The following is a 24857-nucleotide window of genomic DNA, read 5'->3' as shown; positions in this document are numbered from 1 at the left end:
TTCAGTTCCGAGCAGCGCTCGGGATCAGTACTGCTCGGTCTCGGTGAAGTCGCCGTCGGCATCCTCGGCCACGGCCTCGTCGTCGTCCTCTTCGTTCTCCTCGTCGTAGGCCTCGATGACCTGCAGGGGATCGAAGTCGGGAGCGGAGTCCCGTAGGGAGAGCCCGAGGTTGTGGAGGGTGACCTTCACCTCGAGGATCGACTTGGACCCGAAGTTGCGGATGTCCAGCAGGTCCTCCTCGCTGCGGGCAACCAGCTCACCGACGGTGTGAATGCCCTCGCGCTTGAGGCAGTTGTAGGAACGGACCGACAGGTCGAGCTCCTCAACCGGAAGGTTCAGGGACTCGGCGATCTGCTCGTCCACGGGGGACGGGCCGATCTCGATGCCCTCGGCAGCCACGTTGAGTTCGCGCGCCAGGCCGAACAGCTCGACGAGCGTCCTGCCCGCGGAGGCTACGGCGTCGCGAGGAGCCATGGAAGGCTTGGTCTCGACGTCGATGATGAGTCGGTCGAAGTCGGTGCGCTGCGCGACACGGGTTGCCTCGACCTTGTAGGTGACCTTGAGCACCGGTGAGTAGATGGAGTCCACGGGGATGCGACCGATCTCGGCGTCAGGGTCCTTGTTCAGGACACTGGAGACGTAGCCGCGTCCGCGCTCGACGACCAGTTCCATCTCGAGCTTGCCGTTCTCGTTCAGGGTCGCGATGTGCATCTCCGGGTTGTGGATCTCCACGCCGGCCGGGGGCTGGATGTCACCAGCCGTGACGGCGCCGGCACCGGACTTGCGCAGGTACATGACCACCGGCTCGTCCTCCTCGGAGGAGAGCACGAGGCCCTTGAGGTTCAGGATGATCTCCGTGACGTCCTCGACGACACCCTCGATGGTGGAGAACTCGTGCTGGTTGCCCTCCACCTTGACGCTGGTGACGGAGGCGCCGGGGATGGACGACAGGAGCGTGCGGCGCATGGAGTTGCCGAGGGTGTAGCCGAAGCCGGGCTCGAGGGGCTCGATGATGAACTTCGAGCGGAACTCGGAGACGGGCTCCTCCGTCAGGAGGGGGCGCTGTGCGATGAGCATTGATGTTTCCTTCCCGCACCGACCACTATTTGAGGGTGCGAACGGGCCAGGAACCGCTCCTGGCCACGGGTGGGCCCGAGGGCCCGGAAAGGGCCGACCGAGCTGTGAAGACTCGGCCGGCCCGTTGGCACTACTACTTGGAGTAGAGCTCGACGATCATCTGCTCCTGGACGTCCACGACGATCTGCTCGCGGACGGGGAGCTGGTGGACGAGGATGCGCATCCGGTTGGGACGCGCCTCCAGCCACCCGGGGACGGAGCGCTCTCCATGGGTCTCACGAGCCACGACGAGCGGGTGCAGGTTCATCGACTTCTCGGCGACCTCGATGATGTCGTGCGCCTTGACCCGGTACGACGGCACGTTCACGCGCTGGCCGTTGACCAGGAAGTGACCGTGCACGACGAGCTGGCGGGCCTGACGCCGCGTGCTGGCGAACCCAGCGCGGTACACGACGTTGTCCAGTCGCGACTCGAGGATCTGCAGCAGCTTCTCACCGGTCTTGCCGGGGTGGCGGTCTGCTTCCTCGTAGTAGCGGCGGAACTGCTTCTCAAGCACGCCGTATGCGAAACGAGCCTTCTGCTTCTCCTTGAGCTGCAGCGAGTACTCGGAGTCCTTGGTGCGGCCACGGCCGTGGACACCAGGGGGGTAGGGGCGGCGTTCGAACGCCTGATCGTTGCCAACGAGGTCCGTGCCGAGGCGACGGGACTTCTTGGTCATTGGGCCGGTGTAGCGAGCCATTCTCTCTCAGTCCTTCTCTAGTCTCGGGCGGATCAGACGCGACGGCGCTTGGGCGGGCGGCAGCCGTTGTGCGGCACCGGGGTCACGTCTGCGATGGCTCCGACCTCGAGGCCGACGGCCCCCAGCGAGCGGATCGCGGTCTCACGTCCGGAGCCCGGGCCCTTGACGAACACCTCGACTCGCTTCATGCCGTGCTCCATGGCGCGACGACCAGCGGCCTCCGCGGCCATCTGGGCGGCGAACGGGGTCGACTTGCGCGAGCCCTTGAAGCCGACAGTGCCGGCGGAGGCCCAAGCAATCACAGCCCCGTTGGGATCGGTGATGGAAATGATCGTGTTGTTGAAGGTGCTCTTGATGTGAGCCTGGCCCACAAGGATGTTCTTCTTCTCCTTGCGACGCACCTTCGTCTTGGCGGCGGATGCCTTGCGGCTTGCAGTTGCCATAAGTTCTGGTTTCTCCTGTGTCCTTGTTCAGCTCACCCGGGGGTCAGCGTGCCTTCTTCTTGCCGGCAACTGCCTTCTTCTTGCCCTTGCGAGTGCGGGCATTGGTGCGCGTGCGCTGTCCACGGACGGGCAGGCCACTGCGGTGGCGACGTCCCTGGTAGTTGCCGATCTCCACCTTGCGGCGAATGTCGGCGGCGACGCTACGGCGGAGGTCACCCTCGATTTCGTAGTTGCCTTCGATGTGGTCACGCAGTGCGACGAGCTGCTCGTCGTTGAGTTCGTGGACACGGAGATCGCCACTGATTCCAGTGGCGGTGAGGGTTTCGGCGGCCCGGGTCTTACCGAGGCCGAAGATGTAGGTGAGTGCGACTTCGAGGCGCTTTTCGCGCGGGAGGTCGACACCAACGAGGCGTGCCATCAGGCGGTTACCTTTCCTGGTTCTAGGTCCCTGGCTCTTTCTTGGAGCCGGCTCCGGGACCGCGAAGGTGTGCGGCGTGAAGCATCCCCGCTTGCCTTTACGGAAGCTACTGCCTCCGACGGGGCCCCGGCCTTCGCCCGGGGGTGGAAGTCCTCGCCATGGGGTTCGGACTCTTGCATTCACGTTGGGTGTTGTTGAGTTGTGTCTCGGCGGACGGGCTGAGCCCGGATCCGCGATGTTCTGCGATTACCGCCTGACGCCGGGCCTCAGCCCTGGCGCTGCTTGTGACGAGGGTTCTCGCAGATCACCATTACGCGACCGTGCCGGCGAATGACCTTGCACTTGTCGCACATCTTCTTGACGCTCGGCTGAACCTTCATACGAGCAACCTTTTCAATCGGCGATCAGGACCCTGCCGGGTCCAGATCAGTGGTGGATGAACTAGGTCCTGCACCGGGAACGTTGACGCAGGCGCGACACATCCGTCGGATCAGGGACCGACGCACAACCTTACGCCAACCAGCGGTGGTTTCCAAAATCGTGGAGACATGCAGAACGCCCGGGATGGCCCGGGCGTTGCGCGAAGCACTGGGTGGTCACTTGTGCCGGTAGACGATGCGTCCTCGCGTCAGGTCGTATGGGGAGAGTTCCACGACCACGCGGTCTGCGGGCAGGATGCGGATGTAGTGCTGCCGCATCTTGCCGCTGATGGTCGTCAGGACCTTGTGGCCGTTGGCGAGCTCGACGCGGAACATCGCGTTGGGCAGTGCCTCAACCACAGTTCCCTCGAGTTCGAGGGCTCCTTCTTTCTTCGCCATATGCTCTCAATCTTCGATCGGTCCCGAGCACGCTCGGGCGTCCCAGCCAGAAGAGTTCCAGCCCGTCCTGCTCATTTTACGCTCATGGGACGCTCAGCCCAAATCAATGGTGACTAAACGCTAGCGTGGGGCCGTGAACACCTACGCGGTCGAGTACACCTACACCGAAGATTCCCAAGCGCTGGACGAGCACCGTGGCGCCCACCGTGAGTTCCTGCGCGCACTGATGCCGGACCCACTGGTAGTGGCAGGGGCATACCAGGACGGAGCTCCCGGGGCACTGCTGGTCGTGCGGGCGGATGCGGCCGCACAAGTGGAGGAACTCCTCGACGCGGATCCCTTCCATATCCAGGGCCTCATCTCCGATCGCCGAATCAGGCTGTGGAACCCGGGGATCGGCCAGATCGGCTGAGCCCTACTCCACCCATTCCGGGCCGACGACCCAGGTGTTGCACTCTGCGGCGTGGTCTGCGTAGAAGCCCCGCATGCCCCAGTAGGCCAGGGAATCCTTCGACCCGTGGATCCCATCGTCGAGGTAACTCCTCAAGTGCGGTTCGAGGCGGCTGAAGAATTCCTCTTCGAGCGCGTAGGAACGATCCTTCCGGATCATCCCGAAGGCGAGGCACGTCGCCTGGATCTCGTTTCGCCTGATCACCTCGTTGCCGCCGGGAAGCTCGTAGATGGCCTCGAAGAAGCCGTTCACCGCCTGCAGGTGGTGGCCGTACTCGTGGCCCACGAGATCCTTGGCCCACAGGGGGTCACGTCGAGTGTCGTCCAGCAGCCGCTCGCCGAAGTAGATCGCTCCCCCGCCTGCGGAGCAGTAGTAGGCCGGCGCGCTGGTGGTCCCGCATGGTGAAGTGACCGACTGGCCGTAGTAGTAGTGCGGGACGTCGTGGGTTGGCAGGTCCAGCGCTTGCAGCACCGGCTTCCAGGCCTTCTGCACGCAGCCCAACTGAGCGGTGGTGTAACTCTCGAGTTCCTGCATGGTCTCGATCAGGCCGGGAGGCGGACAACCCTGCTGCACGGGGAACCGGGCCGTGTACAGGACCGACTGCTGGACCCTCACCCAAGCAGGGTCGCTCGAATGTGGCGGCGGGAGTTCCCCGAAGTCGCGGGGCGGCAATTGGAAGACGGCCGGCTCGGGCTCGGCAGGGACCGGCTCGGATTCAGCAGGAACCGGCCTTTGGTCCTCCACCTCCGGCGTCGGAGTCCCGGGCCTGGGTTCTGTCGTGGCTGGTGTGGGACGGGGTGGTTCGACGTCGAGCGCCGCCGCTCCCAGGAAGGCCACGGCTATCACCGGACCCAGGATGAACACCAACGCCACGATGCCACACCCCAGGAGGACTCCCCCGAGCCGGCCACCTCGGCCCGCGCTGCCGCGGTGGCCACCCTGGTAGAGGCCAACCGGGCGCCCGGGCCAGCGACCGGGCGGATGGGCGCTCGGCGGGTAGCCTCCGCGACCGGGGCTGCGGAAGCCGAAACTGGAGTTCTGGTGAGCCCCCCAACGGCTCCAGGGGTTGTGCTGCGGCGGCGGCCACGAACCGGTGGGCAGGCTCACGTTCGACCTCGCGTTCAGGAAACGTACTGGGCTTCAACGGCCCAAGTGTTGCAGTCGCCCAGGGTCACAGCGTAGAGCCCACGAACACCCCAATAGCGCAACGACTCCCTGCTGCCGTGGACGCCGTCGACGAGCATGGTGTCCAGACGCATCAGCCAGCTGTCGTAGTCCTGCTGGTCGAAGTCGAAGGATCGGTTGTTGTAGGTCATCATCGCCGACCAGCACGTGGCCTGCAGCTCGGATCGGCGCTCGATGTCGTCAGGCCCGGAAACCCGCTGCTTTGCACCCGTGATCCCGGCCAGACTCTGGATGTGGTGCCCGTACTCATGGTTGACCATCTCGTTCACCGACAGGTCCCACCTGCCGGCCATGACCTGGTGGTCGCCACCGAAGTACACGGTGCCCGCTCCCGCGGAGCAGTAGAAGGCCGGAGCCTCCAGGTAGCCGCACTCGCTCTTCGACCCCTTGCCCGGGTAGAACTCCACCGCTGGCTCCACCGTCGACCATCCCAGTGCTTCGTACACGGGGATCCACGCGGCATGGACGCAACTCCACTGCTCACGCACCTGTGCGCGATACGAGTCGATGTCCCGCACGATCGAGGGTTCGGGGCAGTCCACCAAGGTCGCGGGGGCCAGGTCGTGGACAGGAGAGGTCTGGAGCGCCACCCAGTCCTCGTTGCTCGCCACCAGCGGCGGCAAAGGCTCCCAGACCCGCTCGGGAAGTTCCCAGCCGCGGGGTCCGGGGTCTGCCGGGGTTGGCAGTGGGGACGGTGAAGCGGTGGTCCCCCGGTTCCTTTCGGGTCGTTCGGCGGCCCGGATGCTGTTCGGCCTCGTGGAGGCGGTCACATCGGGGTGCGCCTCCGACTCTGGCTGGACCGGGGCACCCCACATCTGGACCCCCACCATCGTGAAGGCCATGACGACAGCCACCGCGGTGGCGCCGGCCAGGAACCGGACGCCGGTCCGTCTACCCGGCCTCGGCGGCGCGGGCGGCTCCGGACTTCGCACTGTGGGAGGTGGGAGCACCACAGGTGGTGGAGCCGATGGCCGGTTCTGGAACCCGGGGCGGAGTGGCACACTTCCCGTCGGACCACGGTCGTCGCGACGATGGTCCGCCTCGACCAGACGCGGCGTTCCGGCCACCACCCACTGCGCAGCGCGGTGGAACGGGCGGGCAGGAGGGGTGTCGAAGTCCCTGGGCGGGGTGGCAGGGCTGCCGACGTCGCGGCGTGCGTGATGGGGGCGGGAAGCTTCAGTTCCACTCCGGCCGTCGTCCTGCACGTGCGCAACTCCCTCCCTGGTCGGCCAACGATAGTCCCCGCACGGCTCACAGACCGAACAGCAGCACCCCGAGCACGCCCAGGATCACCAGGAGCACCAGCACCCCGCCAACAGCCAGGAAGGCGGGCACCACTACGTTCCTCGACGGGGCGACCTCGCCCGCGGGGACGGAACCGGCAGAGATGATCGTCGGTACCTCTGTCGATGCGGCGGGCAGCTTCTCCACGACAGGCACGAGTTCGCCCAGCGTGCGTGCTCCATAGACCACATCGAGAGCGCCCATGTACTCCTCCTGGGGCAGCCTCCCGTCGGCGTAGGCGTCGGAGAGCCGTTTCGCAATGGACTCCCGCTCCTGGTCCTCGACGGGCTGAGACGCCTTCTGGAGGTAGCGCGAGGACGGAGGCAGGCTGGTCATGGCACCGATTCTAGTTCAGCTCGCCGGAGCCGGTGTCAGTCTCCCAGCGGCCCGAAGGGTGCCCCCCTGGCCACGAGTTCCGCCTCGCCGCCGTCGGGGCTCGTCAGCACCCACAAGCCAGTGGGGGTGATGGCGACGGTGTGCTCCCAGTGCGCGCCCCGAGACCCGTCCCGGCTCACCACGGTCCAGTCGTCTTCGCAGACGGAGGTCTGGTGCAGCCCCAGTGTCAGCATGGGCTCAATGGCGATGGCCATCCCGACGTCCAGCTTCGGGGTGGGGCGACGGCGGGAGAAGTTGGGAACGTCGGGTTCCATGTGCATCTCCGAGCCGATGCCATGCCCGGTGTACTCACGCAGCGTGCCGTAGCGTCGCGGCTGCGCCAGCACGAAGTCCTCTATGGCGCGAGACACGTCGTTCACGCGCCCCCCGGAGCGCACTGCAGCCACTCCTGCCCACATCGCAGCGCGAGTGACCTCTACCAGGGTCTCGTCCTCGGGCGTGGATGGGCCCAGGATGAAGGTGCGTGCGGCATCGGCGTGCCAACCCTCGACGATGGCGCCGAAATCCACCGAAATGACGTCGCCCTCATTGAGGACGCGGTCACCTGGCATACCGTGGACGAGTTCCTCGTTGACCGAGATGCAGGCAACACCGTTGAAGGGAGTACCGTACTCGGCGCCGTAACCCAGGAAGTTGGATCTCGCGCCTGCGGCGGCGAGGACCTCACGGCCAACACCGTCGAGCTCGGCGGTGGTCATGCCTGCAGTGGCCGCTGCCTGCATCGCCTGCAGGCCGTCGGCGACGACCCTCCCCGCGCGACGCATCAAGAGCAGCTGCTCACGGGTCTTGACCTCGATGTGGGCCACCGGTTCAGTCCTCGTGCACGAAGGAGTGCTCGCGCTCCACCGGGGTCTCAACAGCTGACAACATGCGGCTCCGGACCTCGTCGACGGAACCGGTTCCCTCGACCTCGACGAGCACACCACGCTTCTCGTAGTGGAACAGCAGCGGCGCCGTCTGACCGGCGTAGACCTCCATGCGTCGCCGGATGGTGTCTTCGTTGTCGTCGGTTCGACCCTCGATCCTCGCCCGTTCGAGCAGGCGGTCCACCAGGACCTCCGGCTCCACCACCAGCGAGACCACCGCATCGATCCGTTGGCCCTGCTCCTCGAGCAGCCGGTCCAGGAAGTGGACCTGGTGCATCGTGCGGGGGAAGCCGTCCAACAGGAACCCGCCGGCACAGTCGGGCTCGGCGAGGCGGCTGGCCACGATGTCCTCGGTCACCTCATCCGGAACGTACTCCCCCGCGTCGATGAGCTCCTTCACCTTGACACCCAGCGGCGTCTGCCGCCGGATGTGGTCACGGAAGATGTCACCCGTCGAGATGGCCGGGACCTCGTAGCGAGCCGCGAGCGCGGTGGCCTGCGTCCCCTTGCCGGCCCCCGGCGCTCCCATGATCAGGAGCCTCATCGCAGGAAGCCCTCATAGTTCCGCTGCTGGAGCTGGCTCTCGATCCGCTTGACGGTGTCGAGACCCACACCGACGATGATGAGGATGGAAACGCCACCGAACGGGAAGTTCTGCGAAGCACCCATCGCCATGAATGCGATGGTGGGCACCAGCGCGATGACCGCGAGGTACAGGGAGCCCGGGGCTGTCAGACGACTCAGCACGTAGGCCAGGTAGCGTTCCGTCGGCTTTCCGGCTCTGACGCCCGGGATGAAGCCGCCGTACTTCTTCATGTTGTCGGAGACTTCTTCGGGGTTGAAGGTGATGGACACGTAGAAGTACGTGAAGGCGATGATCAGCACGAACATGGCCACCGAGTACCAAGGACTGTTGGTGGTGAAGTTGACCGCGAGCCATTGCCCGACGGCGCTCTCCGGCCGGAAGGTGGAGAACAGCACCGGCAGGTAGAGGATCGAGGACGCGAAGATCACCGGAATCACGCCGGCCTGGTTGACCTTGAGCGGGATGTAGGTGGTCGAGCCGCCCACGAGGCGCTGGCCCACCATGCGCTTGGCGTACTGGACGGGGATGCGGCGCTGGCCCTGCTCCATGAAGACGATGCCCAGCATCACCAGCAGGCCGATACCGATGACGAGGAACAGCAGGAACCAGCCCGTTGCCCCTGCATTGGCCTGCTTGATGCTCCACAGCCCTGCGGGGAAGCTGGCGGCGATCTGCGTGAAGATCATGATCGACATGCCGTTGCCGATGCCGCGCTCGGTGATGAGTTCGCCCAGCCACATGATGACCACGGTGCCAGCGGTCATGGTCATGACCATGACGACCAGCGGGAAGATCTCCTCCGAGTAGAGGATCCCCTCACAGCCGGGGAAGAGCTGACCGGTCCGCGCGAGGGTGACGAACGCGGTTGAGTTGAGGATGGCCAATACGACGGTCAGGTAGCGCGTGTACTGGGTGATCTTCTGCGTGCCGGCCGCGCCCTCCTTCTTCAGCTGCTCCAGACGGGGGATCACCACGACGAGCAGCTGGAGGATGATCGACGCCGTGATGTAGGGCATGATGCCCAGTGCGAAGATGGTCAACTGCAAGAGCGCGCCACCCGAGAACAGGTTGATCATCGAGTACAGGCCTGCCGCGTCACCCTGCTGGGCGAGGGCCAGACATTGGTCGATACGGCTGATGTTGACGTTCGGCGAAGGCACGGTGGACCCCAGGCGGAAGAGCGCAATGATCCCAAGGGTGAAGAAGATCTTCTTGCGCAGCTCCGGCGTCTTGAACGCGTTTGCGAAGGCGGAGAGCATCCGGCCCCACTTTCATTTCCAGGAAGACATGAGCGGCTGCCGACACAGGCAACCAAGGCAGCCTATCAAGCGCTGAGCCCGGGACCCAACCGGCGCCCACCGGCGCAGCGGCGCCGAAGCGGAAGTGGCCGGCACCCGAGGTGCCGGCCACTTCCGAAGTGCCTTCTGATGCCAGGTTTGGCTGAGGGAACGCTCAGAGCTCGGTGATCGAGCCGCCGGCGGCCTCCAGCTTCTCCTTGGCGGACGCGGACCAGGCGTGCGCCTGGACGTTCAGCGCCACGTCGATGTCGCCGTTGCCGAGCACCTTGATCAGCGAGCCGTCGCGCACGGCGCCGGCCTCGACGAGGTCCTCGACCGTGACCGTCCCGCCCTTGGGGAACAGTTCCCCGAGGCGGGCGACGTTGACGACCTGGTACTCGACGCGGAACGGGTTCTTGAAGCCCTTCAGCTTGGGAACACGCATGTGCATCGGCATCTGGCCGCCCTCGAAGTTGGCGGGAACGTTCTTGCGGGCTCCCGTGCCCTTCGTGCCGCGACCAGCGGTCTTGCCCTTGGAGCCCTCGCCGCGACCGACGCGGGTCTTGTCGGTCTTGGCGCCGGGTGCGGGGCGCAGGTGATGAAGCTTGAGCGCCATGATTACTTGACCTCTTCCACAACAACGAGGTGGGCGACGGTCCTGATCATGCCGATGACTTCGGGACGGTCCTCACGGACCACCGAGTCACCGACACGCTTCAGGCCGAGGGTGCGAAGCGTGTCCTTCTGGAACTGCTTGCCGCCCACTCCTGACTTCGTCTGGGTGATCTTGAGTTCGGCCATCAGTGGGCCACCTCTTCCTTGCGAGCGCGGAGCATCGCCGCCGGAGCGACGTCCTCCACCGGAAGCCCGCGGCGCTTGGCAACCGCCTCGGGCTCTTCGAGCTGCTTGAGTGCGTCCACCGTCGCGTGCACCACGTTGATGGCGTTTGCAGATCCGAGGGACTTCGACAGTACGTCGTGCACGCCCGCGCACTCGAGCACCGCTCGGGCCGATCCCCCGGCGATCACGCCGGTACCGGGAGAAGCAGGACGCAGCAGCACAACGCCACCAGCCTTTTCTCCCTGAACGGGATGCGGGATCGAGCGCTGGATCATCGGGACACGGAAGAAGTGCTTCTTCGCCTCCTCGACGCCCTTGGCGATCGCCGCGGGAACTTCCTTGGCCTTGCCATAGCCGACACCGACGGTACCTTCGCCGTCGCCGACCACCACAAGGGCGGTGAAGCTGAATCGACGGCCACCCTGCACGACCTTCGCGACGCGGTTGATGGCAACCACGCGCTCGATGTACTGGTCCTTGTTGTCCTTGGGCGCCTGGCCACGACGATCGTCACGGCCACGACGCTCACCGCCTGCGCGGCCTGCGCCGCGCTGCTGGGTTTCACTCATCGTGTTCCCTTTACCTTTCGTCGTTTCTCAGAACCCGAGACCGGCTTCGCGCGCTGCGTCAGCAAGCGCGGCGATCCGGCCGTGGTATTGGTTGCCTGCACGGTCGAAGACGACCTTGTCGACCCCGGCCGCCTTGGCGCGCTCGGCGATCAGTCCGCCGACCTTGCGGGCCTTCTCGGACTTGTCGGCACCCGGACCCCTGAGGTCCGCCTCCATCGTCGAGGCCGACGCGAGCGTGCGGCCCTGGACGTCGTCGATGACCTGAACGAACAGGTGCCGCGACGAGCGGGTGACGACGAGACGAGGACGCTCGGCGGAACCGTTGATGCGCTTGCGTCCACGCAGCTGGCGGCGGGCACGCGATGCAACCTTCGGGGCGAGCCCCTTGCGCTGTCCCAGTGAGATGGCCATTACTTACCAGCCTTTCCAGCCTTGCGGCGGACGTGCTCGCCCGCGTAGCGGACACCCTTGCCCTTGTAGGGCTCGGGCTTACGGAGCTTGCGGATGTTCGCAGCCGTCTCACCGACGAGCTGCTTGTCGACACCGCTCACCGAGAACCGGGTGGGCGTCTCGACGGTGAACGTGACACCTTCGGGGGCATCGACCACCACGGGGTGCGAGAAGCCGAGCGCGAACTCCAGCTGCTTGGGCCCCTTGGCGATGACTCGGTAACCGACACCGACGATCTCGAGCTTGCGCTCGTATCCCTCAGTGACTCCGATCACCATGTTGTTGACCAGGGTGCGGGTCAGGCCGTGCAGCGAGCGGCTCTCACGCTCGTCGTTGGGGCGGGAGACCTGGATCTCACCGGAGTCGGTCTTCTCGATCGTGAGCGGCTCTGCAATGGTCAGCTGGAGGCTGCCCTTGGGGCCCTTCACGTCGACCTTGCGACCGTCAAGCTTCACCTCGACACCGGCGGGAACCGTGATCGGGAGTCTGCCAATTCGTGACATTATCTTTTCTCCTTTTCAGTTCCGGCCGGTCACCAGACGTAGGCGAGGACTTCGCCGCCGACTGACTTGGCATTTGCTTGCTTGTCCGTGAGCAGGCCCTGCGACGTGGAGATGATGGCGACACCGAGGCCACCCAGCACCTTCGGAAGTGCGTTGGCCTTCGCGTAGACGCGCAGACCGGGCTTGCTGATTCGCTTCAGACCGGCGATCGAACGCTCACGGGACTCCCCATACTTGAGGGTGACCTTGAGGACCTTGCCGACCTGTCCCTCGACCTCATCGATCTCGAAGTTGGAGATGTAACCCTCCGCCTTCAGGATTTCCGCGATGCCGACCTTGATCTTCGACGACGGCATGGTCGTCGACTCCAGGTAGGCCTGATTTGCGTTGCGGACACGCGTGAGCATGTCTGCAATCGGATCAGTCATTGTCATGGCTGTTGAACTTCTTTCTCACACCGGTTTCCGGATCAGTACCGGACCTGGCGCGTTGGAAATCTGGATTGTGGGGTCGGTCACCAAGAGGACTTGGTGATGCCGGGAAGCTCGCCGGCGTGAGCCAGTTCGCGCAGGCAGATGCGGCAGAGGCCGAACTTGCGGTACACCGACTTGGGACGCCCGCAGCGCTTGCAGCGGCTGTAAGCGCGTACGCCGAACTTGGGCGTGCGCGACTGCTTGACCTTGAGTGCTGTCTTTGCCATCTGTCAGCTCACTTCTTCTTCTTGGCGTAGAACGCGGGTCCGCGCTTGGTCTTGGCCTTCTTGGGATCGTCAACTGCCTTGAAGGGGAAGCCGAGATGCTTCAGCAGCGCGCGGCCCTCGTCGTCGGTGGTTGCCGTGGTGACGAACGTGATGTCCATGCCGCGCACGCGATCGATCCGGTCCTGGTCGATCTCGAGGAACATGACCTGTTCGCTCAGTCCGAAGGTGTAGTTCCCGTTGCCGTCGAACTGGCGGGCGTTGAGGCCGCGGAAGTCGCGGATGCGTGGCAGCGCCAGCGTCAGCAGGCGGTCCGCGAACTCCCACATGCGGTCGCCACGCAGCGTGACGTGGCAGCCGATGGGCTGGCCCTCACGGAGCTTGAACTGTGCGATCGACTTGCGGGCCTTGGTGACCGAGGGCTTCTGACCGGTGATCGCGGTCAGGTCCTTGACGGCACCGTCGATGATCTTGGAGTCGCGAGCTGCCTCGCCGACGCCCATGTTCACGACGATCTTCACCAGACCGGGGATCTGCATGACGTTGTCGTAGTTGAACTCCTCGTTCAACGCCTTGGCGATCTCCTCGCGATACCTCTTCTTGAGGCGGGGGATCTCGGTGCTCTTCGGGGTCTGGGTGGCCTCGGCGGCTTCGGTGGTCTCGACCGTGTCGGTGCTCATCAGATCTCCTTCCCGGTCTTGCGGGCGACGCGCTTGCTGCGCAAGGCCTTGTACTCGGTGCCGTCGGGGCGCTTCTTGACGACCTCTTCGCGCTCATGTCCGACCCGCGTCACAACTTCCTTGCCGTCCACCTTGGTGACGAGCTGGACGTTGGAGGCGTGGATCGGGGCCTCGGAGGAGATGATGCCGCCCTCGATGCGTCGGCCACCGGCGCCCTGGGCCTCACGGCGGTGCCGCTTGACGATGTTGACGCCCTCTACGGTGACGCGCTGCTCCTGGGGGTAGACGGCGATGATCTCGCCGACGACGCCCTTGTCCTTGCCGGAGATGACCTTGACTCGGTCACCCTTCTTCACATGCAGGGATGCCATGGTCAGATCACCTCGGGGGCCAGGGAGATGATGCGCATGAACTTCCGCTCGCGCAGCTCACGGGCCACGGGGCCGAAGATGCGCGTACCGCGGGGCTCGCCGTCGGCCTTGAGGATGACGGCTGCGTTCTCATCGAACTTGATGTAGGAACCGTCGGCACGCCGACGCTCCTTGCTGGTGCGCACTACTACAGCCTTGACGACCTCGCCCTTCTTGACGTTGCCGCCGGGGATTGCGTCCTTGACCGTGGCGACGATCGTGTCGCCGACGTAGGCGTAACGACGCTTCGTGCCACCGAGCACACGGATGCACAAGATCTCCTTGGCACCAGTGTTGTCGGCGACTTTGAGTCGCGACTCCTGCTGGATCATTGGTTACTCCTGTCGTCCGACTGGTTCCCTGAAGGCCTGTTCGGAACTCGTGATGAACCCCCTGGATTTTGCCAGGAGGCGCCCCGAACCTGAGGTACGGGGTTTCGTCGTCCGTGAAAGGTCCCCGGGCACACGAGCACCCGGGCACAGACGCAGGACAACTTGACAAGCGTACATCACGCACCCCCGGCAGATGAAATTGCCCAGTCAGCGCTCCCGGTCGCTTCTGTGGGGGCTCAGCCCGGCGGTCCGGGCACCACCCCATTTCGACGGTGGTGGAGACAGTGGTCGTGGCGTTGGCTGTGTTGTCCACAGGCTGCTCCATGCCGTGAAGCCTCCCGCCGGCGCACAACCAGAGTGTGTGACATGACGACCAACTACGAAATCCTGCCGCAAGGTCTCGTGTCCCACGCAAGGCTGAGAGGAGGCGTGTTCACCAGCGCCCATGCCCAGAAGTTCGGCATCCAGCAATTCAGCGGGGCCATCGCCCGCGGGGAGTGTCACAGGCAACGGCCGGGCCTCTACTCGCTGGCTGCCGAACTGGACACCGCCGGGAAGGTCTGGGCCGGCCTGCTCATCGCCGGCCCGTCGGCCGCGCTCGGCCTCGCCGCCGCCGCCTGGGTGCGCGGCCAAGGGCCGGAACCCGAGTTCATTGACGTCTGGACCGGGTACCGAAAGCTGTCGGATCGCGGGCCGTGGCGCTTCCACCCCGGGAGTCCGGAGGACACCCAGTCCACGGATGCGGTCAACGATGCCTTCGGCCGGCTGCTGGTGTCACCCGCTCCTGACACGTCCTTGGCGCAGAAGTTGGCCGGCCGCGCCCTCCGGCTGCAAGACCGCGAGCGCTTCCTGTGGTTGTGTGAGGAGGGTTCGGCAGCAGATGGCATCAGCGCCTTCGAGAGCCGGCTCAACCGCGACGTGCTCCTCCCGCACGGACTCCCGTTCCTGGACTGGGAGAACTTCCCCGATGGCAAGCCGCACGATGTGCAGGCACTGCTGCGCGGTGTCGATGTCAACATCCGGTTCGACGGCTCGATCCCCCGCGAGGACAACCGGCACCAGTGGCTGCGGTCGCTGTCGAGTTCCGAGGACCCGGCCGACCCTGGGAAGCCGCTCGTGCTCAGTTGGGGCGACGTCGTGGACCTCCCCTGCCGGGTAGCTGGACTGTTGGCACGGCGCCTCCGTGCCCGCACGTGGAGAGGTGAGTTGCTCGACTGCACGAAGTGCTCTCCTCAGGTGTCGATGTACTCCAGAACCGGACATGGAGATGAACGCAGTCTCACCGAGTGCCCGTCGTGCGGCTCCCGGCTGGTGCAGTTGTGGCGCCTGCCAGAGCCCCGGGACGTGTTCTCGTGATGCGGCTCGGCTGGCGGACGCCGTTGGCGGTGGTCCTCATCCTCGTGCTCGGCTTCGCACTGGTCCCCGGCCTCGCGGACGCCCGTCCCCAGGACGGGGTGAAGGCTGGGTCGGGCTACCGGATGCCCACACGCAACCACCCCGAGCACTGGTACGGGGCTCAGCGAGTGGGCGAGGTCACCGCGTACTGCATCGACCTGAACTCCGGCCCGCCCCGCGAGGCGAGTGCCTGGACGGAGTATTCCAACTACACACTCTTCAAGCAGACCGGTTGGGGTGGTCCGCGCGGGAAGCACGGCAACGGCCCCAACAAGACATCGGTGGGGCAGCTCGCAGAGATCTCGTGGATCCTGCACGAAACAGGGGCCGCCCCCGCCCCCGACGTCGCGGCAGCGGTGGAGCATGCGGTTCGGGTTCGCACCATCGACGGTGGCCGACAGGTCTCAAAGGAGGCCCAGCGTTGGGCCGCCGTGACCGCCGCACACCCTGGTGCGCTGCGCGAGTTCGAAAGGCTGCAGCAAGAGGCGGCACGACTCTCTGGCCCGTACACGATGGACGTGACCTGGACCCGCCGTCCCGATGCCGCCGATCCGACCGGCGAGTTACGTGTGAGGGTGCTCTCCGCCGCCGGCCACCCGGTGCCCGACCGGCCACTCACGGTAACGACGGGTGGTGACCTGGCCCTGAGGTCCGCCGATGGGAGCACCGGTCACGACGGGATCGCGCACGTGCGGATCGAACTGGACAGGCCTCTCGAAAGGGCCGTGACAGGGACCGTAGCGGCCAAGGTAGCCGGGATCCCCGGAGCGCTCCCCCGGCTGTTCGTACCCGCCGAGGACACGATCCAGCGCATGATCGCCGCACCAGGATCCGTGGCCATGGACTGGGAGCACGAACTGACGCTGGAGCCGGTTCCCTGGACACCGGAGGTGACCACCCGAACGCGGGACGTCATAGCGCAGCCTGGCGCTGCCGCCGTGGACATCGTCACTGTCACCGGAGGTCGCCCCAAGGCGCGGTTCAGCGGATCCACCACGCTGTACGGTCCCTTCTCGTCCCTGTCCGAACTGGCAGCAGCTGGACCGTCGACCGCACCGGAGGTGGGGGTCGCGAGGTTCGAAGGAGCCTACGACGAGGACGGAAAAGCCCAGGTCCACAGCAGCAGCGTGCCATTCGGCCCGCCCGGGTACTACATGTGGGTGGAACGGCTGGACGAGGCCCCTCTGGTCATTCCTCCGGCCGCAGCGGACTGGCCCCAAGTCTCCGAGACGAGTCTCGTGGTGGCGCCCGTCCTCTCATCCGAGTTGCTTCTTGACGGGGAGGCGGTGACGGGGGTCGGAGTCAGCGACTCCCTCACGTTGAGCGGGGTTCCGGGGAGAGCTGTCCCCAATTCCGACAAGCCGCTCCTGGCCACCGTGTCCGGGGAACTCCTGGGACCCGTGCAACCGACACCTCAACTGGAATGCGAGTCCGTCGACTGGACCGGTGCTCCGCTGCTGGCCCGCTATGAGGAAGTCGCCATGGATTCAGGAAGCATCAGCGAACTCCTGCCCCGGACGCTGCTGCAGCCGGGCTGCTATTCCGCTTCAGCCCGCTTGGTCCTCAGCCACGAGGACCAAGTGGTGGCCGAGTTCTCTCACCCGCCAGGGGCGCCGACGCAGACAGTTCTCGTCAAATCTCCGCCCGTTCCTGGGCCACCAACCCAGCCGCCACCTGCAGCACCGCCCCCGGCCACAACCATGCCCCCAACGAGTTACCCTCCGGAAGCCGCGACTCCCCCGCCATCCATGTCCCCGCCGGCATCACTTCCACCGGCACCGCCGGTCCAGGGTCCGCCGTCAGCGCCTCCCACAATCACGCCGCCGAGTCGTCCGCCCACCGAGCCCAGGAAGCCCACGCCACCGGCCCAGCCACCGTCCGGTCCGCCCGTCCGACCACCCCGGATCAACTCGGGTGATCCCATCAGGGAAGTCCGGTGGGCGCTGGTCCACCTCGGTGTGCTGGTCGCCGGAACCGCCGTATGGGTCCAACAGCGCTCACGCGGTGTCCGGCGATGATCGCCCCCCGGCGGGGATTGCAGGCGCCGTCGAGCTGGGCGGGACTGCGCCAGTGGATCGGCACCTCGTGGGTCCCCGCAGCACTCGCGGCGGCGCTGTGCCTATCAGTGGCAGGCTTCTGGCCAGCCCTTCACCCGACCTCCGCACCGCTGCCCGTCCACAGCGGTGAGCTCCGGGATGACGACCTCGATGACCAACGTGTGGCTGGTGGCTCAACCACCCAGGAGCCACTCGCCGAAGACACCCGCGGACCCGAGGATGGGTCGTCGCAGCGGCGCCCGGGCAGCGAACCGGGGTCGTCGTCGTTCCGGGGTCCGATGCTCGTGATGAGCCATCTCGGCATCGCGGCACCGCTGGACCTGGTCGGGGTAGACGCCGACGAGCTCGAGATCCCTGACGATCCCTCACATGTGGGCATCTGGGAGGACGGCGCACGGCCCGGTGATGCTTCCGGCACCGTGCTCATCACCGGCCACGTCTCATGGAACGGGACGCGTGGCGCGCTCTGGCCGCTCGCCGCGTCAGAGCCGGGGGACGTCATTGAGGTCGTGGACGACACGGGCGCGGCAACGCACTGGCTGGTCTCATCCGCGAAACGGATGGAACGAGACGCGGACCACCCCGCTCTCTTCACGCGCCACGGAAGGCTTCGGCTGGTGCTGGTGACCTGTGGGGGCCCCGTCGTTGACGGGAACTACCGGGACCTGGTGGTGGTGGAAGCAGTCCCAGCATGACAACAGGGCCCCGGAGTCAACTCCGGGGCCCTGCCATTTGCTGATGGTTGCCTACTTGGCGCGCTCGATGACCTCGACCAGACGCCAACGCTTGGTCGCCGACAGCGGCCTGGTCTCCATGACGCGGACACGGTCGCCGATGCCGGCGGTGTTCTCCTCGTCATGTGCCTTGAGGCGGGAGGTCTTGGTCATGACCTTGCCGTAGAGCGGGTGCTTCACGCGATCTTCGACCGAGACGACGATGGTCTTGTCCATCTTGTCGCTCACGACGACGCCCGACAGCACCTTGCGGCGGCCGCGGGTCTCTTCGCCCTGGGTCTCGACGAGCGGGGTGGTGGTGGATTCTTCACTCATGGTCACTTCTCCTCAACAGCCGGCTCGTCGACAATGCCGAGGTTGCGCTCCTGCAGCACGGTGTAGATCCGCGCGATGTCCTTGCGGACCTCACGGAGGCGTCCGTGCGTCTCCAGCTGGCCGGTGGCAGCCTGGAATCGCAGACCGAACAGTTCCTCCTTCAACTCAACGACCTTGCCGTTGAGCTGATCACGAGACAGGCCACGGAGGTCGTGGGCAGTCAATGACTTTGGCATCAGATGTCACCTGCTTCGCGCTTGATGAAGCGTGCCTTCAGGGGCAGCTTGTGGATTGCCAGCCGAAGGGCCTCGCGAGCGACTTCCTCCGACACGCCGGAGACCTCGAACAGGACCCGGCCGGGCTTGATGTTGGCGACCCACCATTCCGGGGAACCCTTACCGGAGCCCATGCGGGTCTCAGCAGGCTTCTTGGTGAGCGGGCGATCCGGATAGACGTTGATCCAGACCTTTCCGCCACGCTTCATGTGGCGGGTCATGGCGATACGAGCGGACTCGATCTGACGGTTGGTCAGGTAGGAGGACTCGAGCGCCTGGATTCCGAAGTCGCCGAAGGCGAGCTTGGTGCCGCCCTTGGCCATGCCATCCCTCTTCGGGTGGTGTTGCTTGCGGAACTTGACTCTACGAGGAATCAGCATGCTCAGGCTCCTGCGTTCTCGCTTGCGGCTGCAGCCGGCGCCGGGGCCTGGGCTGCATCGGCGCGACGACGTCCGCCGCGCTCAGGACGGTCAGTGCGGCCCTCGCCGCGACCGGGACGACGACCGGGGCGCTGACCGCCACGGCCACCGGGGGCTGCGTTGCGGGCGGCCTTCTGGGCTGCGCGCTCGGAGCGGGTGCCGGTTACGTCGCCCTTGTAGATCCAGACCTTCACGCCGATCCGGCCGAAGGTGGTACGCGCCTCGTAGAAGCCGTAGTCGATGTCCGCGCGCAGCGTGTGCAGCGGGACCCGACCTTCGCGGTAGCCCTCGGAGCGCGACATCTCAGCCCCACCCAGACGGCCGGAGCACTTGATGCGGATTCCCTGGGCACCGGCGCGCATGGCCGTCTGCTGAGCCTTGCGCATCGCACGTCGGAACGCCACGCGGGCGCCGAGCTGCTCGGCAACTCCCTGGGCGACCAGCTGGGCGTCGATCTCGGGGTTCTTCACCTCGAGGATGTTCAGCTGCACCTGCTTGCCGGTCATCTTCTCCAGTGCGGCACGCACTCGCTCAGCCTCGGCGCCGTTGCGGCCGATGACAATGCCCGGACGCGCAGCGTGCAGGAAGAGGGTGACACGCTCGGAGCGGCGCTCCACCTCGATCGAGGAGATACCGGCCCGCTCGAGGTTCTTCGTGAGGTACTCACGAATCTTGATGTCCTCTTCGACGTACTCGGCGTACTTCTTCTCCGAGTACCAGCGAGTGGTGTGATCGGTGGTGATGCCGAGACGGAAACCGTTCGGGTTGATCTTCTGGCCCATACTCAGGCTCCCTTCGTCTCACGGGGTTCGACGACCACAGTGATGTGTGAACCGCGCTTGAGGATGCGGCTCGCGGACCCCTTGGCTCGGGGACGGATACGACGGAGGGTGACTCCCTCGTCGACGAACGCCTGGGAGATGAAGAGCTCCTCGGAGCGCAGGTCCTCGGCATTCTCGGCATTGGCGACCGCGGAGGCCACCACCTTGTAGACGGGCTCGGAAGCGGCCTGCGGCGCGAACTTCAGCGCGACAAGCGCTTCAGCGACATCCATGCCGCGGACGAGGTCGATGACACGGCGGACCTTGGTGGGGCTCATCCGGACGTGGCGCGCGACGGCGTACGATCCGGGACGGTCACCCAGCAGGATCTCGCGACGACGGCTGTTGCCGTTCTCGTTGCTCATTGTGTAATCAATTCCTTCTCTGCCTGCCTCAGCGGCGGCGGGCCTTCTTGTCGTCCTTCACGTGACCCCGGAAGGTACGCGTGGGTGCGAACTCGCCCAGCTTGTGGCCGATCATCGCCTCGGTGACGAACACGGGGATGTGCTTGCGGCCGTCATGGACGGCGATGGTGTGACCCAGCATGTCCGGAACGATCATCGAACGGCGTGACCAGGTCTTGATCACATTCTTGGTGCCCTTCTCGTTCTGGACATCCACCTTCTTCTGCAGGTGGTCGTCCACGAAGGGGCCCTTCTTCAGACTGCGTGGCATATTTCCTCAGGCTCCCTATCAGCGCTTCTTGCCGGTCTTGCGGCGACGCACGATCAGACGGCTGCTCGCCTTGTTCTTGTCCCGGGTCCGACCCTCGGGCTTGCCCCACGGCGAGACCGGGTGACGGCCACCGGAGGTGCGACCCTCGCCACCACCGTGCGGGTGGTCGATCGGGTTCATGACCACGCCGCGGACGGTCGGGCGGATGCCCTTCCACCGGTTGCGGCCGGCCTTGCCCCAGTTGATGTTGGACTGCTCGGCGTTGCCCACCGTGCCGATGGTGGCGCGGCAGCGGACGTCAACCATGCGCATCTCACCAGAGGGCATGCGCAGCGTGGCGTACTTGCCCTCGCGCGCCACCAGCTGGATCGCGGCACCGGCCGAGCGGCCGAGCTTGGCTCCGCCACCTGGACGCAGCTCGACGGCGTGCACCGTGGTGCCGACGGGGATCTGACGCAGTTCCAGGTTGTTGCCAGGCTTGATGTCAGCACCGTCTCCGGCAGCGACGACCGTGCCCTGGCTGAGGCCGTTGGGGGCGATGATGTAGCGCTTGTCACCGTCGGCGTAGTGGAGCAGAGCGATCCGGGCGGTGCGGTTCGGGTCGTACTCGATGTGAGCGACCTTGGCCGGCACGCCGTCCTTGTCGTAGCGCTTGAAGTCGATGATGCGGTAGGCCTGCTTGTGGCCACCACCGATGTGCCTGGTGGTGATGCGGCCGGAGTTGTTGCGGCCGCCCGTCTTCGGCTTGGGAGCGAGGAGCGACTTCTCGGGCGTCGAGCGGGTGAGCTCGACGAAGTCGGACACGCTGGAGCCGCGACGACCGGGTGTGGTCGGCTTGTACTTGCGGATACCCATGAGGAATCAGTCCTTGTCTTCTTCGCACTCGGGCTCAGGCGCCCGAGCCCCCGAAGATGTCGATGGATTCGCCCTCGGCGACGGTCACGATGGCGCGCTTGGTGTCGACCTTCTTGCCGATTCCGAAACGCGTGCGGCGACGCTTGCCTTCGCGGTTGAGCGTGTTGACGGAGGTGACCTTGACGTTGAAGATGGCCTCGATGGCGATCTTGATCTCGGTCTTGTTGGCGTCCGGGGCGACGATGAAGGTGTACTTGCCCTCGTCGAGCAGGTTGTAGCTCTTCTCGCTCACAACCGGGCGCAGGATGATGTCGCGGTGGTCGCGGATCTTGAGGTCGGTCACTTCTTCTTCTCCTTGCCGGCAGCCTCGGCCTCTTCGGCCTCGGACTCGGTGGCGACGGCCTCGATTGCGGCACCGCGGGCCGGGTTCACGAACGCAGCCAGGGCGGCGGAGGTGAACACGATGCTGTCTGCGGCGAGCACGTCGTAGGTGTTCAGCTGGTCCACCGCGAGCACGTGCACATCGGCCGCGTTGCGCAGGGACAGCCAGCCGACGTCCTCGAACCGGTCGAGCACGACGAGCACCTTGGTGAGGTCACCCAGACCCGAGAGGGTCTTCAGCGCGGCCTTGGTGCTGGGCGTGTCACCGGAGACGATCTCGGAGATCACGTGCACCTGACCGTCGCGGGCGCGGTCGGACAGGGCGCCACGCAGAGCGGCGGCCACCATCTTCTTGGGGGTGCGCTGCGAGTAGTCACGGGGCTGCGGACCGTGGACCGTGCCACCGCCGACCCAGATGGGAGAACGGCGCGAACCATGACGAGCGCGGCCGGTGCCCTTCTGGCGCCAGGGCTTGATGCCACCGCCGCGAACCTCGCCGCGGGTCTTGGTGGAGTGGGTCCCCTGCCGGGCCGCTGCAAGCTGTGCCACGACGACCTGGTGGATCAGGGGAACGTTGGTCTGGACGTCGAAGACCTCTGCGGGCAGCTCGGCCTTGCCGGCCTTCTTGCCCGAGGGATCGAGGACGTCGACGATGCGTGCTTCACTCATGCTGCATCACCCTTCTTGGCTGCAGTACGCACGACGACGAGGGAGCCCTTGTTGCCGGGGACCGCGCCGCGGACCAGCAGCAGCCCGCGCTCAGCGTCGACGGCGTGGATCTTCAGGTTCTGTACGGTCACCTTGTCGTTGCCCATGCGGCCGGCCATCTTCAGGCCCTTGAACACGCGTCCAGGGGTGGAGGCCCCGCCGATCGAGCCGGGTGAGCGGTGCTTGCGGTGGACACCGTGCGAGGCGCGCAGGCCGTGGAAGCCGTGGCGCTTCATGACGCCCGCGGTGCCCTTGCCCTTGGTGGTGCCGGTGACGTCGACGATCTCGCCGTCGGCGAAGACGTCGGCGGTCAGCTCCTGGCCGAGCGTGTACTCGGAGGCGTTGGACGTACGCAGCTCCAGAAGGTGCTTGCGGGGAGTCACGTCAGCCTTCGCGAAGTGACCGGCGTCGGGCTTGGTGACCTTCTTGGCCTTGATGGCACCGAAGCCGAGCTGGACGGCGTTGTAGCCGTCGGTCTCGGGGGTGCGCACCTGCGTCACGACGCAGGGACCGGCCTGGATCACGGTGACGGGGACGACCTTGTTGTTCTCGTCCCACAGTTGGGTCATGCCGAGCTTGGTGCCCAGGATGCCCTTAACGTTTCGTTCAGTAGTAGTGCTCATTTCGACCTCACGGAAGCTTGATCTCGATGTCGACACCAGCCGGCAGGTCGAGACGCATCAGCGAGTCGACGGTCTTCGGCGTGGGGTCGAGGATGTCAATCAGCCGCTTGTGCGTACGCATCTCGAAATGCTCACGGCTGTCCTTGTACTTGTGGGGCGAACGGATGACGCAGTACACGTTCTTCTCCGTCGGCAGCGGCACGGGGCCAGCGACCTTTGCACCCGTGCGAGTCACGGTGTCGACGATTTTCCGCGCGCTGGAGTCGATGACCTCATGGTCATAGGCCCGCAGCCTGATGCGGATTTTTTGTCCCGCCACAGTTGGTTCCTTCTACTCGTCCCTGGTGAAAGTTCTTCGAACTCATTCGGGGCTGATTCCCCTTGTCGCTCCGGCCCCCGAGGTCGGGAGTGTCGCGCCATGTGCCGCAGCTTGGGACCTCCTCCAGAATCTCTCCCGGAAGGGCAATCTCTCGCTTGGGCAGCTGCTCCGACTCAACACGTTGGGCGACCGGCCGGCGCGAACCCGGCCCTTTGGGAGCCTGTCCGACAACACGGTGAAGCCTGCCCCCGTTCGCGGAGCAACCTACATATTCTTGCACGCCCGGCCCCCGGCGCAAAATCACTCTGCACCAGGCGTTGACGGCGCTGGGAGACGTTCTCCCGGCCCAACGAGTGTAGTCACCGCGCCCGCAGAGGTCCAATCTGCGCACTGCATGGGTACAGGGACCGCCTCACTGCCTCCTGATCCCGTCGAGCGCGTCCAGGACGATGGTCTCGGACTCGAGTTCGCCAAGCGGGTAGAACCCGATCACGGCGGCCAGGCTGCCCGGCTGCCCGGAGTCGATCGTCAGCACCTTGACCACGGTGGCTCCGTAGGCCCCCTCCTCCGGATAGGACATCGTCATGGACCAGCCCGCCATCCCACCGACCGTGACGGCCTCGGAAGTCGCGTCCACCATCTGTTCACCGGTGTTGAAGGGACCGTGGGTGACCAGGCACTCCACGACGGCGGCAGCGGCCTGTTGCGGTTCGCCGAAGCCGTCAGAGGCGTCCAGCCTGCCTGCGACGATCCCCGCGGCCCAGGCCTCGCCCCTGGGTTCGATGTCGATGCTGCCCCAGGCGTGCAGGTCATGGAGCCAAGGCCACTGGGAGTTCTCGAACCGGAAGCCCCAGCGCTCGTCCGGGAAGGGCACGACGATCCCCGCCACCCTCAGTTCCGGACCCTTCGGCAGGTTCGCCGACCCCGCCGCGACGCAGTTCAGCTCCCCAACCTCGAAGCGGCCATCCGTGGGTGCCACCGGAGACCTGGTCACCTGCCACGGATCCTCTCCGAACTCGGGGGTCGCGTCCCCCGGGGTGAGCACTTCCGGCAGCAGCAAGTAGCCGAATCCCACCAGCAGACCGACCACGGCGACTATCACCAGCGGCCCTGTCCAGACCCTTCGGCCGGTCATGGCGCCGCGTGGATGGGACGTGACGGCCCCGCCATGGCGGGGGGCCCAGCGGCTCCCGTCCCAGTAGCGCGGCTGACCAGCGGGCCCCTCTGGGTCCTGGTACCAGCCCGGCTGCACCGCCATG

General features: G+C 65.9%; 38 protein-coding genes. 4 read left to right on the top strand and 34 right to left on the bottom strand.

All coding sequences use genetic code 11. The features are described from left to right. Positions 1–24: 24 nt before the first annotated feature. The 6 genes from LKO27_RS02190 to infA all read right to left on the bottom strand — a co-directional run bounded on the left by LKO27_RS02190 (position 25) and on the right by infA (position 3495). A complete protein-coding gene (locus tag LKO27_RS02190) occupies positions 25–1077 on the bottom strand; it encodes a DNA-directed RNA polymerase subunit alpha (protein WP_227735261.1) in 1053 nt (350 codons plus the stop codon). Positions 1078–1210: 133 nt separating this feature from the next. Then, positions 1211–1816 (bottom strand): 30S ribosomal protein S4, encoded by a 606-nt coding sequence (rpsD, locus tag LKO27_RS02185; protein ID WP_227735260.1) that lies wholly within the window; start codon positions 1814–1816, stop codon positions 1211–1213. 32 nt (positions 1817–1848) lie between these two features. Beyond that, the gene (gene rpsK, locus LKO27_RS02180; protein WP_227735259.1) at positions 1849–2259 is read right to left on the bottom strand and encodes a 30S ribosomal protein S11; all 411 of its coding nucleotides are present in this window, start codon (positions 2257–2259) and stop codon (positions 1849–1851) included. 43 nt (positions 2260–2302) lie between these two features. Continuing rightward, positions 2303–2677, bottom strand: coding sequence for a 30S ribosomal protein S13 (rpsM, locus tag LKO27_RS02175; protein WP_227735258.1), 375 nt, complete (start codon positions 2675–2677; stop codon positions 2303–2305). Positions 2678–2943: 266 nt separating this feature from the next. After that, positions 2944–3057, bottom strand: coding sequence for a 50S ribosomal protein L36 (gene rpmJ / locus LKO27_RS02170; RefSeq protein ID WP_130866045.1), 114 nt, complete (start codon positions 3055–3057; stop codon positions 2944–2946). Between the two features lie 216 nt (positions 3058–3273). Further along, the gene (infA, locus tag LKO27_RS02165) at positions 3274–3495 is read right to left on the bottom strand and encodes a translation initiation factor IF-1 (RefSeq protein ID WP_068749455.1); all 222 of its coding nucleotides are present in this window, start codon (positions 3493–3495) and stop codon (positions 3274–3276) included. Positions 3496–3628: 133 nt separating this feature from the next. On the opposite strand from infA, the gene LKO27_RS02160 reads away from it, so the two are divergent. Next, positions 3629–3907, top strand: a complete 279-nt coding sequence (locus tag LKO27_RS02160) for a YciI family protein (RefSeq protein ID WP_227735257.1) — start codon at positions 3629–3631, stop codon at positions 3905–3907. A gap of 3 nt (positions 3908–3910) precedes the next feature. Here LKO27_RS02160 and LKO27_RS02155 read toward each other — a convergent pair whose 3' ends face one another. The 16 genes from LKO27_RS02155 to rplN all read right to left on the bottom strand — a co-directional run bounded on the left by LKO27_RS02155 (position 3911) and on the right by rplN (position 14021). After that, complete coding sequence (locus tag LKO27_RS02155) at positions 3911–4561, bottom strand: neutral zinc metallopeptidase (protein WP_227735256.1); 651 nt, start codon at positions 4559–4561, stop codon at positions 3911–3913. Between the two features lie 506 nt (positions 4562–5067). Continuing rightward, complete coding sequence (locus LKO27_RS02150; RefSeq protein WP_227735255.1) at positions 5068–6063, bottom strand: hypothetical protein; 996 nt, start codon at positions 6061–6063, stop codon at positions 5068–5070. Between the two features lie 319 nt (positions 6064–6382). Further along, positions 6383–6751 carry a DUF1707 domain-containing protein gene (locus LKO27_RS02145; protein WP_227735254.1) on the bottom strand — a complete coding sequence of 123 codons (369 nt, stop codon included), beginning with the start codon at positions 6749–6751 and terminating at the stop codon, positions 6383–6385. A 35-nt stretch (positions 6752–6786) separates the two neighbouring features. Next, complete coding sequence (map, locus tag LKO27_RS02140) at positions 6787–7617, bottom strand: type I methionyl aminopeptidase (RefSeq protein WP_227735253.1); 831 nt, start codon at positions 7615–7617, stop codon at positions 6787–6789. 4 nt (positions 7618–7621) lie between these two features. Beyond that, a complete protein-coding gene (locus LKO27_RS02135; RefSeq protein ID WP_227735252.1) occupies positions 7622–8221 on the bottom strand; it encodes an adenylate kinase in 600 nt (199 codons plus the stop codon). Then, positions 8218–9522 (bottom strand): preprotein translocase subunit SecY, encoded by a 1305-nt coding sequence (secY, locus tag LKO27_RS02130; protein ID WP_227735251.1) that lies wholly within the window; start codon positions 9520–9522, stop codon positions 8218–8220. The genes LKO27_RS02135 and secY overlap by 4 nt, the downstream gene beginning before the upstream one ends. 193 nt (positions 9523–9715) lie before the next feature. Then, positions 9716–10156 (bottom strand): 50S ribosomal protein L15, encoded by a 441-nt coding sequence (gene rplO, locus LKO27_RS02125; RefSeq protein WP_227735250.1) that lies wholly within the window; start codon positions 10154–10156, stop codon positions 9716–9718. Positions 10157–10158: 2 nt separating this feature from the next. Continuing rightward, complete coding sequence (gene rpmD, locus LKO27_RS02120; RefSeq protein ID WP_227735249.1) at positions 10159–10341, bottom strand: 50S ribosomal protein L30; 183 nt, start codon at positions 10339–10341, stop codon at positions 10159–10161. Beyond that, on the bottom strand, positions 10341–10949 hold the full coding sequence (gene rpsE, locus LKO27_RS02115; protein ID WP_227735248.1) for a 30S ribosomal protein S5: 609 nt from the start codon (positions 10947–10949) through the stop codon (positions 10341–10343). Before rpsE ends, rpmD begins: the two co-directional genes overlap by 1 nt. 27 nt (positions 10950–10976) lie before the next feature. Next, positions 10977–11360: a 50S ribosomal protein L18 gene (rplR, locus tag LKO27_RS02110; protein WP_227735247.1), complete on the bottom strand. Its 384-nt coding sequence runs from the start codon at positions 11358–11360 to the stop codon at positions 10977–10979. Next, the gene (gene rplF, locus LKO27_RS02105) at positions 11360–11902 is read right to left on the bottom strand and encodes a 50S ribosomal protein L6 (RefSeq protein ID WP_227735246.1); all 543 of its coding nucleotides are present in this window, start codon (positions 11900–11902) and stop codon (positions 11360–11362) included. The genes rplR and rplF overlap by 1 nt, the downstream gene beginning before the upstream one ends. Before the next feature lie 29 nt (positions 11903–11931). Next, complete coding sequence (gene rpsH, locus LKO27_RS02100) at positions 11932–12336, bottom strand: 30S ribosomal protein S8 (protein WP_227735245.1); 405 nt, start codon at positions 12334–12336, stop codon at positions 11932–11934. A gap of 80 nt (positions 12337–12416) precedes the next feature. Continuing rightward, on the bottom strand, positions 12417–12602 hold the full coding sequence (locus LKO27_RS02095) for a type Z 30S ribosomal protein S14 (RefSeq protein WP_227735244.1): 186 nt from the start codon (positions 12600–12602) through the stop codon (positions 12417–12419). 8 nt (positions 12603–12610) lie between these two features. Then, positions 12611–13279 (bottom strand): 50S ribosomal protein L5, encoded by a 669-nt coding sequence (gene rplE, locus LKO27_RS02090; protein WP_227735243.1) that lies wholly within the window; start codon positions 13277–13279, stop codon positions 12611–12613. Then, positions 13279–13650 carry a 50S ribosomal protein L24 gene (rplX, locus tag LKO27_RS02085; RefSeq protein WP_227735242.1) on the bottom strand — a complete coding sequence of 124 codons (372 nt, stop codon included), beginning with the start codon at positions 13648–13650 and terminating at the stop codon, positions 13279–13281. The genes rplE and rplX overlap by 1 nt, the downstream gene beginning before the upstream one ends. Positions 13651–13652: 2 nt before the next feature. Next, a complete protein-coding gene (gene rplN, locus LKO27_RS02080; protein WP_143936992.1) occupies positions 13653–14021 on the bottom strand; it encodes a 50S ribosomal protein L14 in 369 nt (122 codons plus the stop codon). Between the two features lie 366 nt (positions 14022–14387). Here rplN and LKO27_RS02075 point away from each other — a divergent pair, with 366 nt between their 5' ends. Genes LKO27_RS02075 through LKO27_RS02065 form a run of 3 tightly spaced genes read left to right on the top strand, consistent with a single transcriptional unit; the run spans position 14388 to position 18168 of the window. Continuing rightward, a complete protein-coding gene (locus LKO27_RS02075) occupies positions 14388–15377 on the top strand; it encodes a hypothetical protein (RefSeq protein WP_227735241.1) in 990 nt (329 codons plus the stop codon). After that, positions 15377–17434, top strand: coding sequence for a hypothetical protein (locus tag LKO27_RS02070; protein ID WP_227735240.1), 2058 nt, complete (start codon positions 15377–15379; stop codon positions 17432–17434). Before LKO27_RS02075 ends, LKO27_RS02070 begins: the two co-directional genes overlap by 1 nt. Further along, positions 17431–18168, top strand: a complete 738-nt coding sequence (locus tag LKO27_RS02065) for a class F sortase (protein WP_227735239.1) — start codon at positions 17431–17433, stop codon at positions 18166–18168. Before LKO27_RS02070 ends, LKO27_RS02065 begins: the two co-directional genes overlap by 4 nt. A gap of 51 nt (positions 18169–18219) precedes the next feature. On the opposite strand, the gene rpsQ is transcribed toward LKO27_RS02065, so the two are convergent. From rpsQ to LKO27_RS02005, 12 genes are all read right to left on the bottom strand, one after another. Next, positions 18220–18522 carry a 30S ribosomal protein S17 gene (gene rpsQ / locus LKO27_RS02060; RefSeq protein WP_227735238.1) on the bottom strand — a complete coding sequence of 101 codons (303 nt, stop codon included), beginning with the start codon at positions 18520–18522 and terminating at the stop codon, positions 18220–18222. A gap of 2 nt (positions 18523–18524) precedes the next feature. Next, positions 18525–18758 carry a 50S ribosomal protein L29 gene (gene rpmC, locus LKO27_RS02055; protein ID WP_227735237.1) on the bottom strand — a complete coding sequence of 78 codons (234 nt, stop codon included), beginning with the start codon at positions 18756–18758 and terminating at the stop codon, positions 18525–18527. After that, a complete protein-coding gene (gene rplP / locus LKO27_RS02050; protein WP_227735236.1) occupies positions 18758–19177 on the bottom strand; it encodes a 50S ribosomal protein L16 in 420 nt (139 codons plus the stop codon). The genes rpmC and rplP overlap by 1 nt, the downstream gene beginning before the upstream one ends. Before the next feature lie 2 nt (positions 19178–19179). Next, positions 19180–19998 (bottom strand): 30S ribosomal protein S3, encoded by an 819-nt coding sequence (rpsC, locus tag LKO27_RS02045; RefSeq protein WP_227735235.1) that lies wholly within the window; start codon positions 19996–19998, stop codon positions 19180–19182. Positions 19999–20000: 2 nt separating this feature from the next. Beyond that, positions 20001–20402, bottom strand: coding sequence for a 50S ribosomal protein L22 (gene rplV / locus LKO27_RS02040; RefSeq protein WP_227735234.1), 402 nt, complete (start codon positions 20400–20402; stop codon positions 20001–20003). Between the two features lie 28 nt (positions 20403–20430). Then, the gene (gene rpsS, locus LKO27_RS02035; RefSeq protein WP_227735233.1) at positions 20431–20712 is read right to left on the bottom strand and encodes a 30S ribosomal protein S19; all 282 of its coding nucleotides are present in this window, start codon (positions 20710–20712) and stop codon (positions 20431–20433) included. 18 nt (positions 20713–20730) lie between these two features. Further along, entirely contained in the window at positions 20731–21567 is an 837-nt protein-coding gene (rplB, locus tag LKO27_RS02030; RefSeq protein ID WP_227735232.1) for a 50S ribosomal protein L2, read from the bottom strand. Positions 21568–21601: 34 nt separating this feature from the next. Then, positions 21602–21910, bottom strand: a complete 309-nt coding sequence (gene rplW / locus LKO27_RS02025; RefSeq protein ID WP_227735231.1) for a 50S ribosomal protein L23 — start codon at positions 21908–21910, stop codon at positions 21602–21604. Then, a complete protein-coding gene (gene rplD, locus LKO27_RS02020; protein ID WP_227735230.1) occupies positions 21907–22617 on the bottom strand; it encodes a 50S ribosomal protein L4 in 711 nt (236 codons plus the stop codon). Before rplD ends, rplW begins: the two co-directional genes overlap by 4 nt. Next, a complete protein-coding gene (gene rplC / locus LKO27_RS02015; protein ID WP_227735229.1) occupies positions 22614–23279 on the bottom strand; it encodes a 50S ribosomal protein L3 in 666 nt (221 codons plus the stop codon). The genes rplD and rplC overlap by 4 nt, the downstream gene beginning before the upstream one ends. A gap of 7 nt (positions 23280–23286) precedes the next feature. Beyond that, positions 23287–23598 (bottom strand): 30S ribosomal protein S10, encoded by a 312-nt coding sequence (gene rpsJ / locus LKO27_RS02010; RefSeq protein ID WP_040284687.1) that lies wholly within the window; start codon positions 23596–23598, stop codon positions 23287–23289. A gap of 412 nt (positions 23599–24010) precedes the next feature. Continuing rightward, a complete protein-coding gene (locus LKO27_RS02005) occupies positions 24011–24856 on the bottom strand; it encodes a DUF2510 domain-containing protein (RefSeq protein ID WP_227735228.1) in 846 nt (281 codons plus the stop codon). Position 24857 lies beyond the last annotated feature (1 nt).

Origin of the sequence: Tessaracoccus sp. OS52 (assembly GCF_020687685.1) — a bacterium.
In the GTDB taxonomy this organism is placed as follows: domain Bacteria; phylum Actinomycetota; class Actinomycetes; order Propionibacteriales; family Propionibacteriaceae; genus Arachnia.
This window is presented reverse-complemented; position numbering and strand designations above follow the sequence as displayed.

Bases quoted from the DNA above. Each gene is read 5' to 3' on its own strand.
- LKO27_RS02190 (WP_227735261.1), bottom strand. From the start codon at position 1,077: ATGCTCATCGCACAGCGCCCCCTCCTGACGGAGGAGCCCGTCTCCGAG.
- rpsD (WP_227735260.1), bottom strand. From the start codon at position 1,816: ATGGCTCGCTACACCGGCCCAATGACCAAGAAGTCCCGTCGCCTCGGC.
- rpsK (WP_227735259.1), bottom strand. From the start codon at position 2,259: ATGGCAACTGCAAGCCGCAAGGCATCCGCCGCCAAGACGAAGGTGCGT.
- rpsM (WP_227735258.1), bottom strand. From the start codon at position 2,677: ATGGCACGCCTCGTTGGTGTCGACCTCCCGCGCGAAAAGCGCCTCGAA.
- rpmJ (WP_130866045.1), bottom strand. From the start codon at position 3,057: ATGAAGGTTCAGCCGAGCGTCAAGAAGATGTGCGACAAGTGCAAGGTC.
- infA (WP_068749455.1), bottom strand. From the start codon at position 3,495: ATGGCGAAGAAAGAAGGAGCCCTCGAACTCGAGGGAACTGTGGTTGAG.
- LKO27_RS02145 (WP_227735254.1), bottom strand. From the start codon at position 6,751: ATGACCAGCCTGCCTCCGTCCTCGCGCTACCTCCAGAAGGCGTCTCAG.
- LKO27_RS02135 (WP_227735252.1), bottom strand. From the start codon at position 8,221: ATGAGGCTCCTGATCATGGGAGCGCCGGGGGCCGGCAAGGGGACGCAG.
- secY (WP_227735251.1), bottom strand. From the start codon at position 9,522: ATGCTCTCCGCCTTCGCAAACGCGTTCAAGACGCCGGAGCTGCGCAAG.
- rplO (WP_227735250.1), bottom strand. From the start codon at position 10,156: ATGGCGCTCAAGCTTCATCACCTGCGCCCCGCACCCGGCGCCAAGACC.
- rpmD (WP_227735249.1), bottom strand. From the start codon at position 10,341: ATGGCCGAACTCAAGATCACCCAGACGAAGTCAGGAGTGGGCGGCAAG.
- rpsE (WP_227735248.1), bottom strand. From the start codon at position 10,949: ATGAGTGAAACCCAGCAGCGCGGCGCAGGCCGCGCAGGCGGTGAGCGT.
- rplR (WP_227735247.1), bottom strand. From the start codon at position 11,360: ATGGCCATCTCACTGGGACAGCGCAAGGGGCTCGCCCCGAAGGTTGCA.
- rplF (WP_227735246.1), bottom strand. From the start codon at position 11,902: ATGTCACGAATTGGCAGACTCCCGATCACGGTTCCCGCCGGTGTCGAG.
- rpsH (WP_227735245.1), bottom strand. From the start codon at position 12,336: ATGACAATGACTGATCCGATTGCAGACATGCTCACGCGTGTCCGCAAC.
- LKO27_RS02095 (WP_227735244.1), bottom strand. From the start codon at position 12,602: ATGGCAAAGACAGCACTCAAGGTCAAGCAGTCGCGCACGCCCAAGTTC.
- rplE (WP_227735243.1), bottom strand. From the start codon at position 13,279: ATGAGCACCGACACGGTCGAGACCACCGAAGCCGCCGAGGCCACCCAG.
- rplX (WP_227735242.1), bottom strand. From the start codon at position 13,650: ATGGCATCCCTGCATGTGAAGAAGGGTGACCGAGTCAAGGTCATCTCC.
- rplN (WP_143936992.1), bottom strand. From the start codon at position 14,021: ATGATCCAGCAGGAGTCGCGACTCAAAGTCGCCGACAACACTGGTGCC.
- LKO27_RS02075 (WP_227735241.1), top strand. From the start codon at position 14,388: ATGACGACCAACTACGAAATCCTGCCGCAAGGTCTCGTGTCCCACGCA.
- LKO27_RS02070 (WP_227735240.1), top strand. From the start codon at position 15,377: ATGCGGCTCGGCTGGCGGACGCCGTTGGCGGTGGTCCTCATCCTCGTG.
- LKO27_RS02065 (WP_227735239.1), top strand. From the start codon at position 17,431: ATGATCGCCCCCCGGCGGGGATTGCAGGCGCCGTCGAGCTGGGCGGGA.
- rpsQ (WP_227735238.1), bottom strand. From the start codon at position 18,522: ATGAGTGAAGAATCCACCACCACCCCGCTCGTCGAGACCCAGGGCGAA.
- rpmC (WP_227735237.1), bottom strand. From the start codon at position 18,758: ATGCCAAAGTCATTGACTGCCCACGACCTCCGTGGCCTGTCTCGTGAT.
- rplP (WP_227735236.1), bottom strand. From the start codon at position 19,177: ATGCTGATTCCTCGTAGAGTCAAGTTCCGCAAGCAACACCACCCGAAG.
- rpsC (WP_227735235.1), bottom strand. From the start codon at position 19,998: ATGGGCCAGAAGATCAACCCGAACGGTTTCCGTCTCGGCATCACCACC.
- rplV (WP_227735234.1), bottom strand. From the start codon at position 20,402: ATGAGCAACGAGAACGGCAACAGCCGTCGTCGCGAGATCCTGCTGGGT.
- rpsS (WP_227735233.1), bottom strand. From the start codon at position 20,712: ATGCCACGCAGTCTGAAGAAGGGCCCCTTCGTGGACGACCACCTGCAG.
- rplB (WP_227735232.1), bottom strand. From the start codon at position 21,567: ATGGGTATCCGCAAGTACAAGCCGACCACACCCGGTCGTCGCGGCTCC.
- rplD (WP_227735230.1), bottom strand. From the start codon at position 22,617: ATGAGTGAAGCACGCATCGTCGACGTCCTCGATCCCTCGGGCAAGAAG.
- rplC (WP_227735229.1), bottom strand. From the start codon at position 23,279: ATGAGCACTACTACTGAACGAAACGTTAAGGGCATCCTGGGCACCAAG.
- LKO27_RS02005 (WP_227735228.1), bottom strand. From the start codon at position 24,856: ATGGCGGTGCAGCCGGGCTGGTACCAGGACCCAGAGGGGCCCGCTGGT.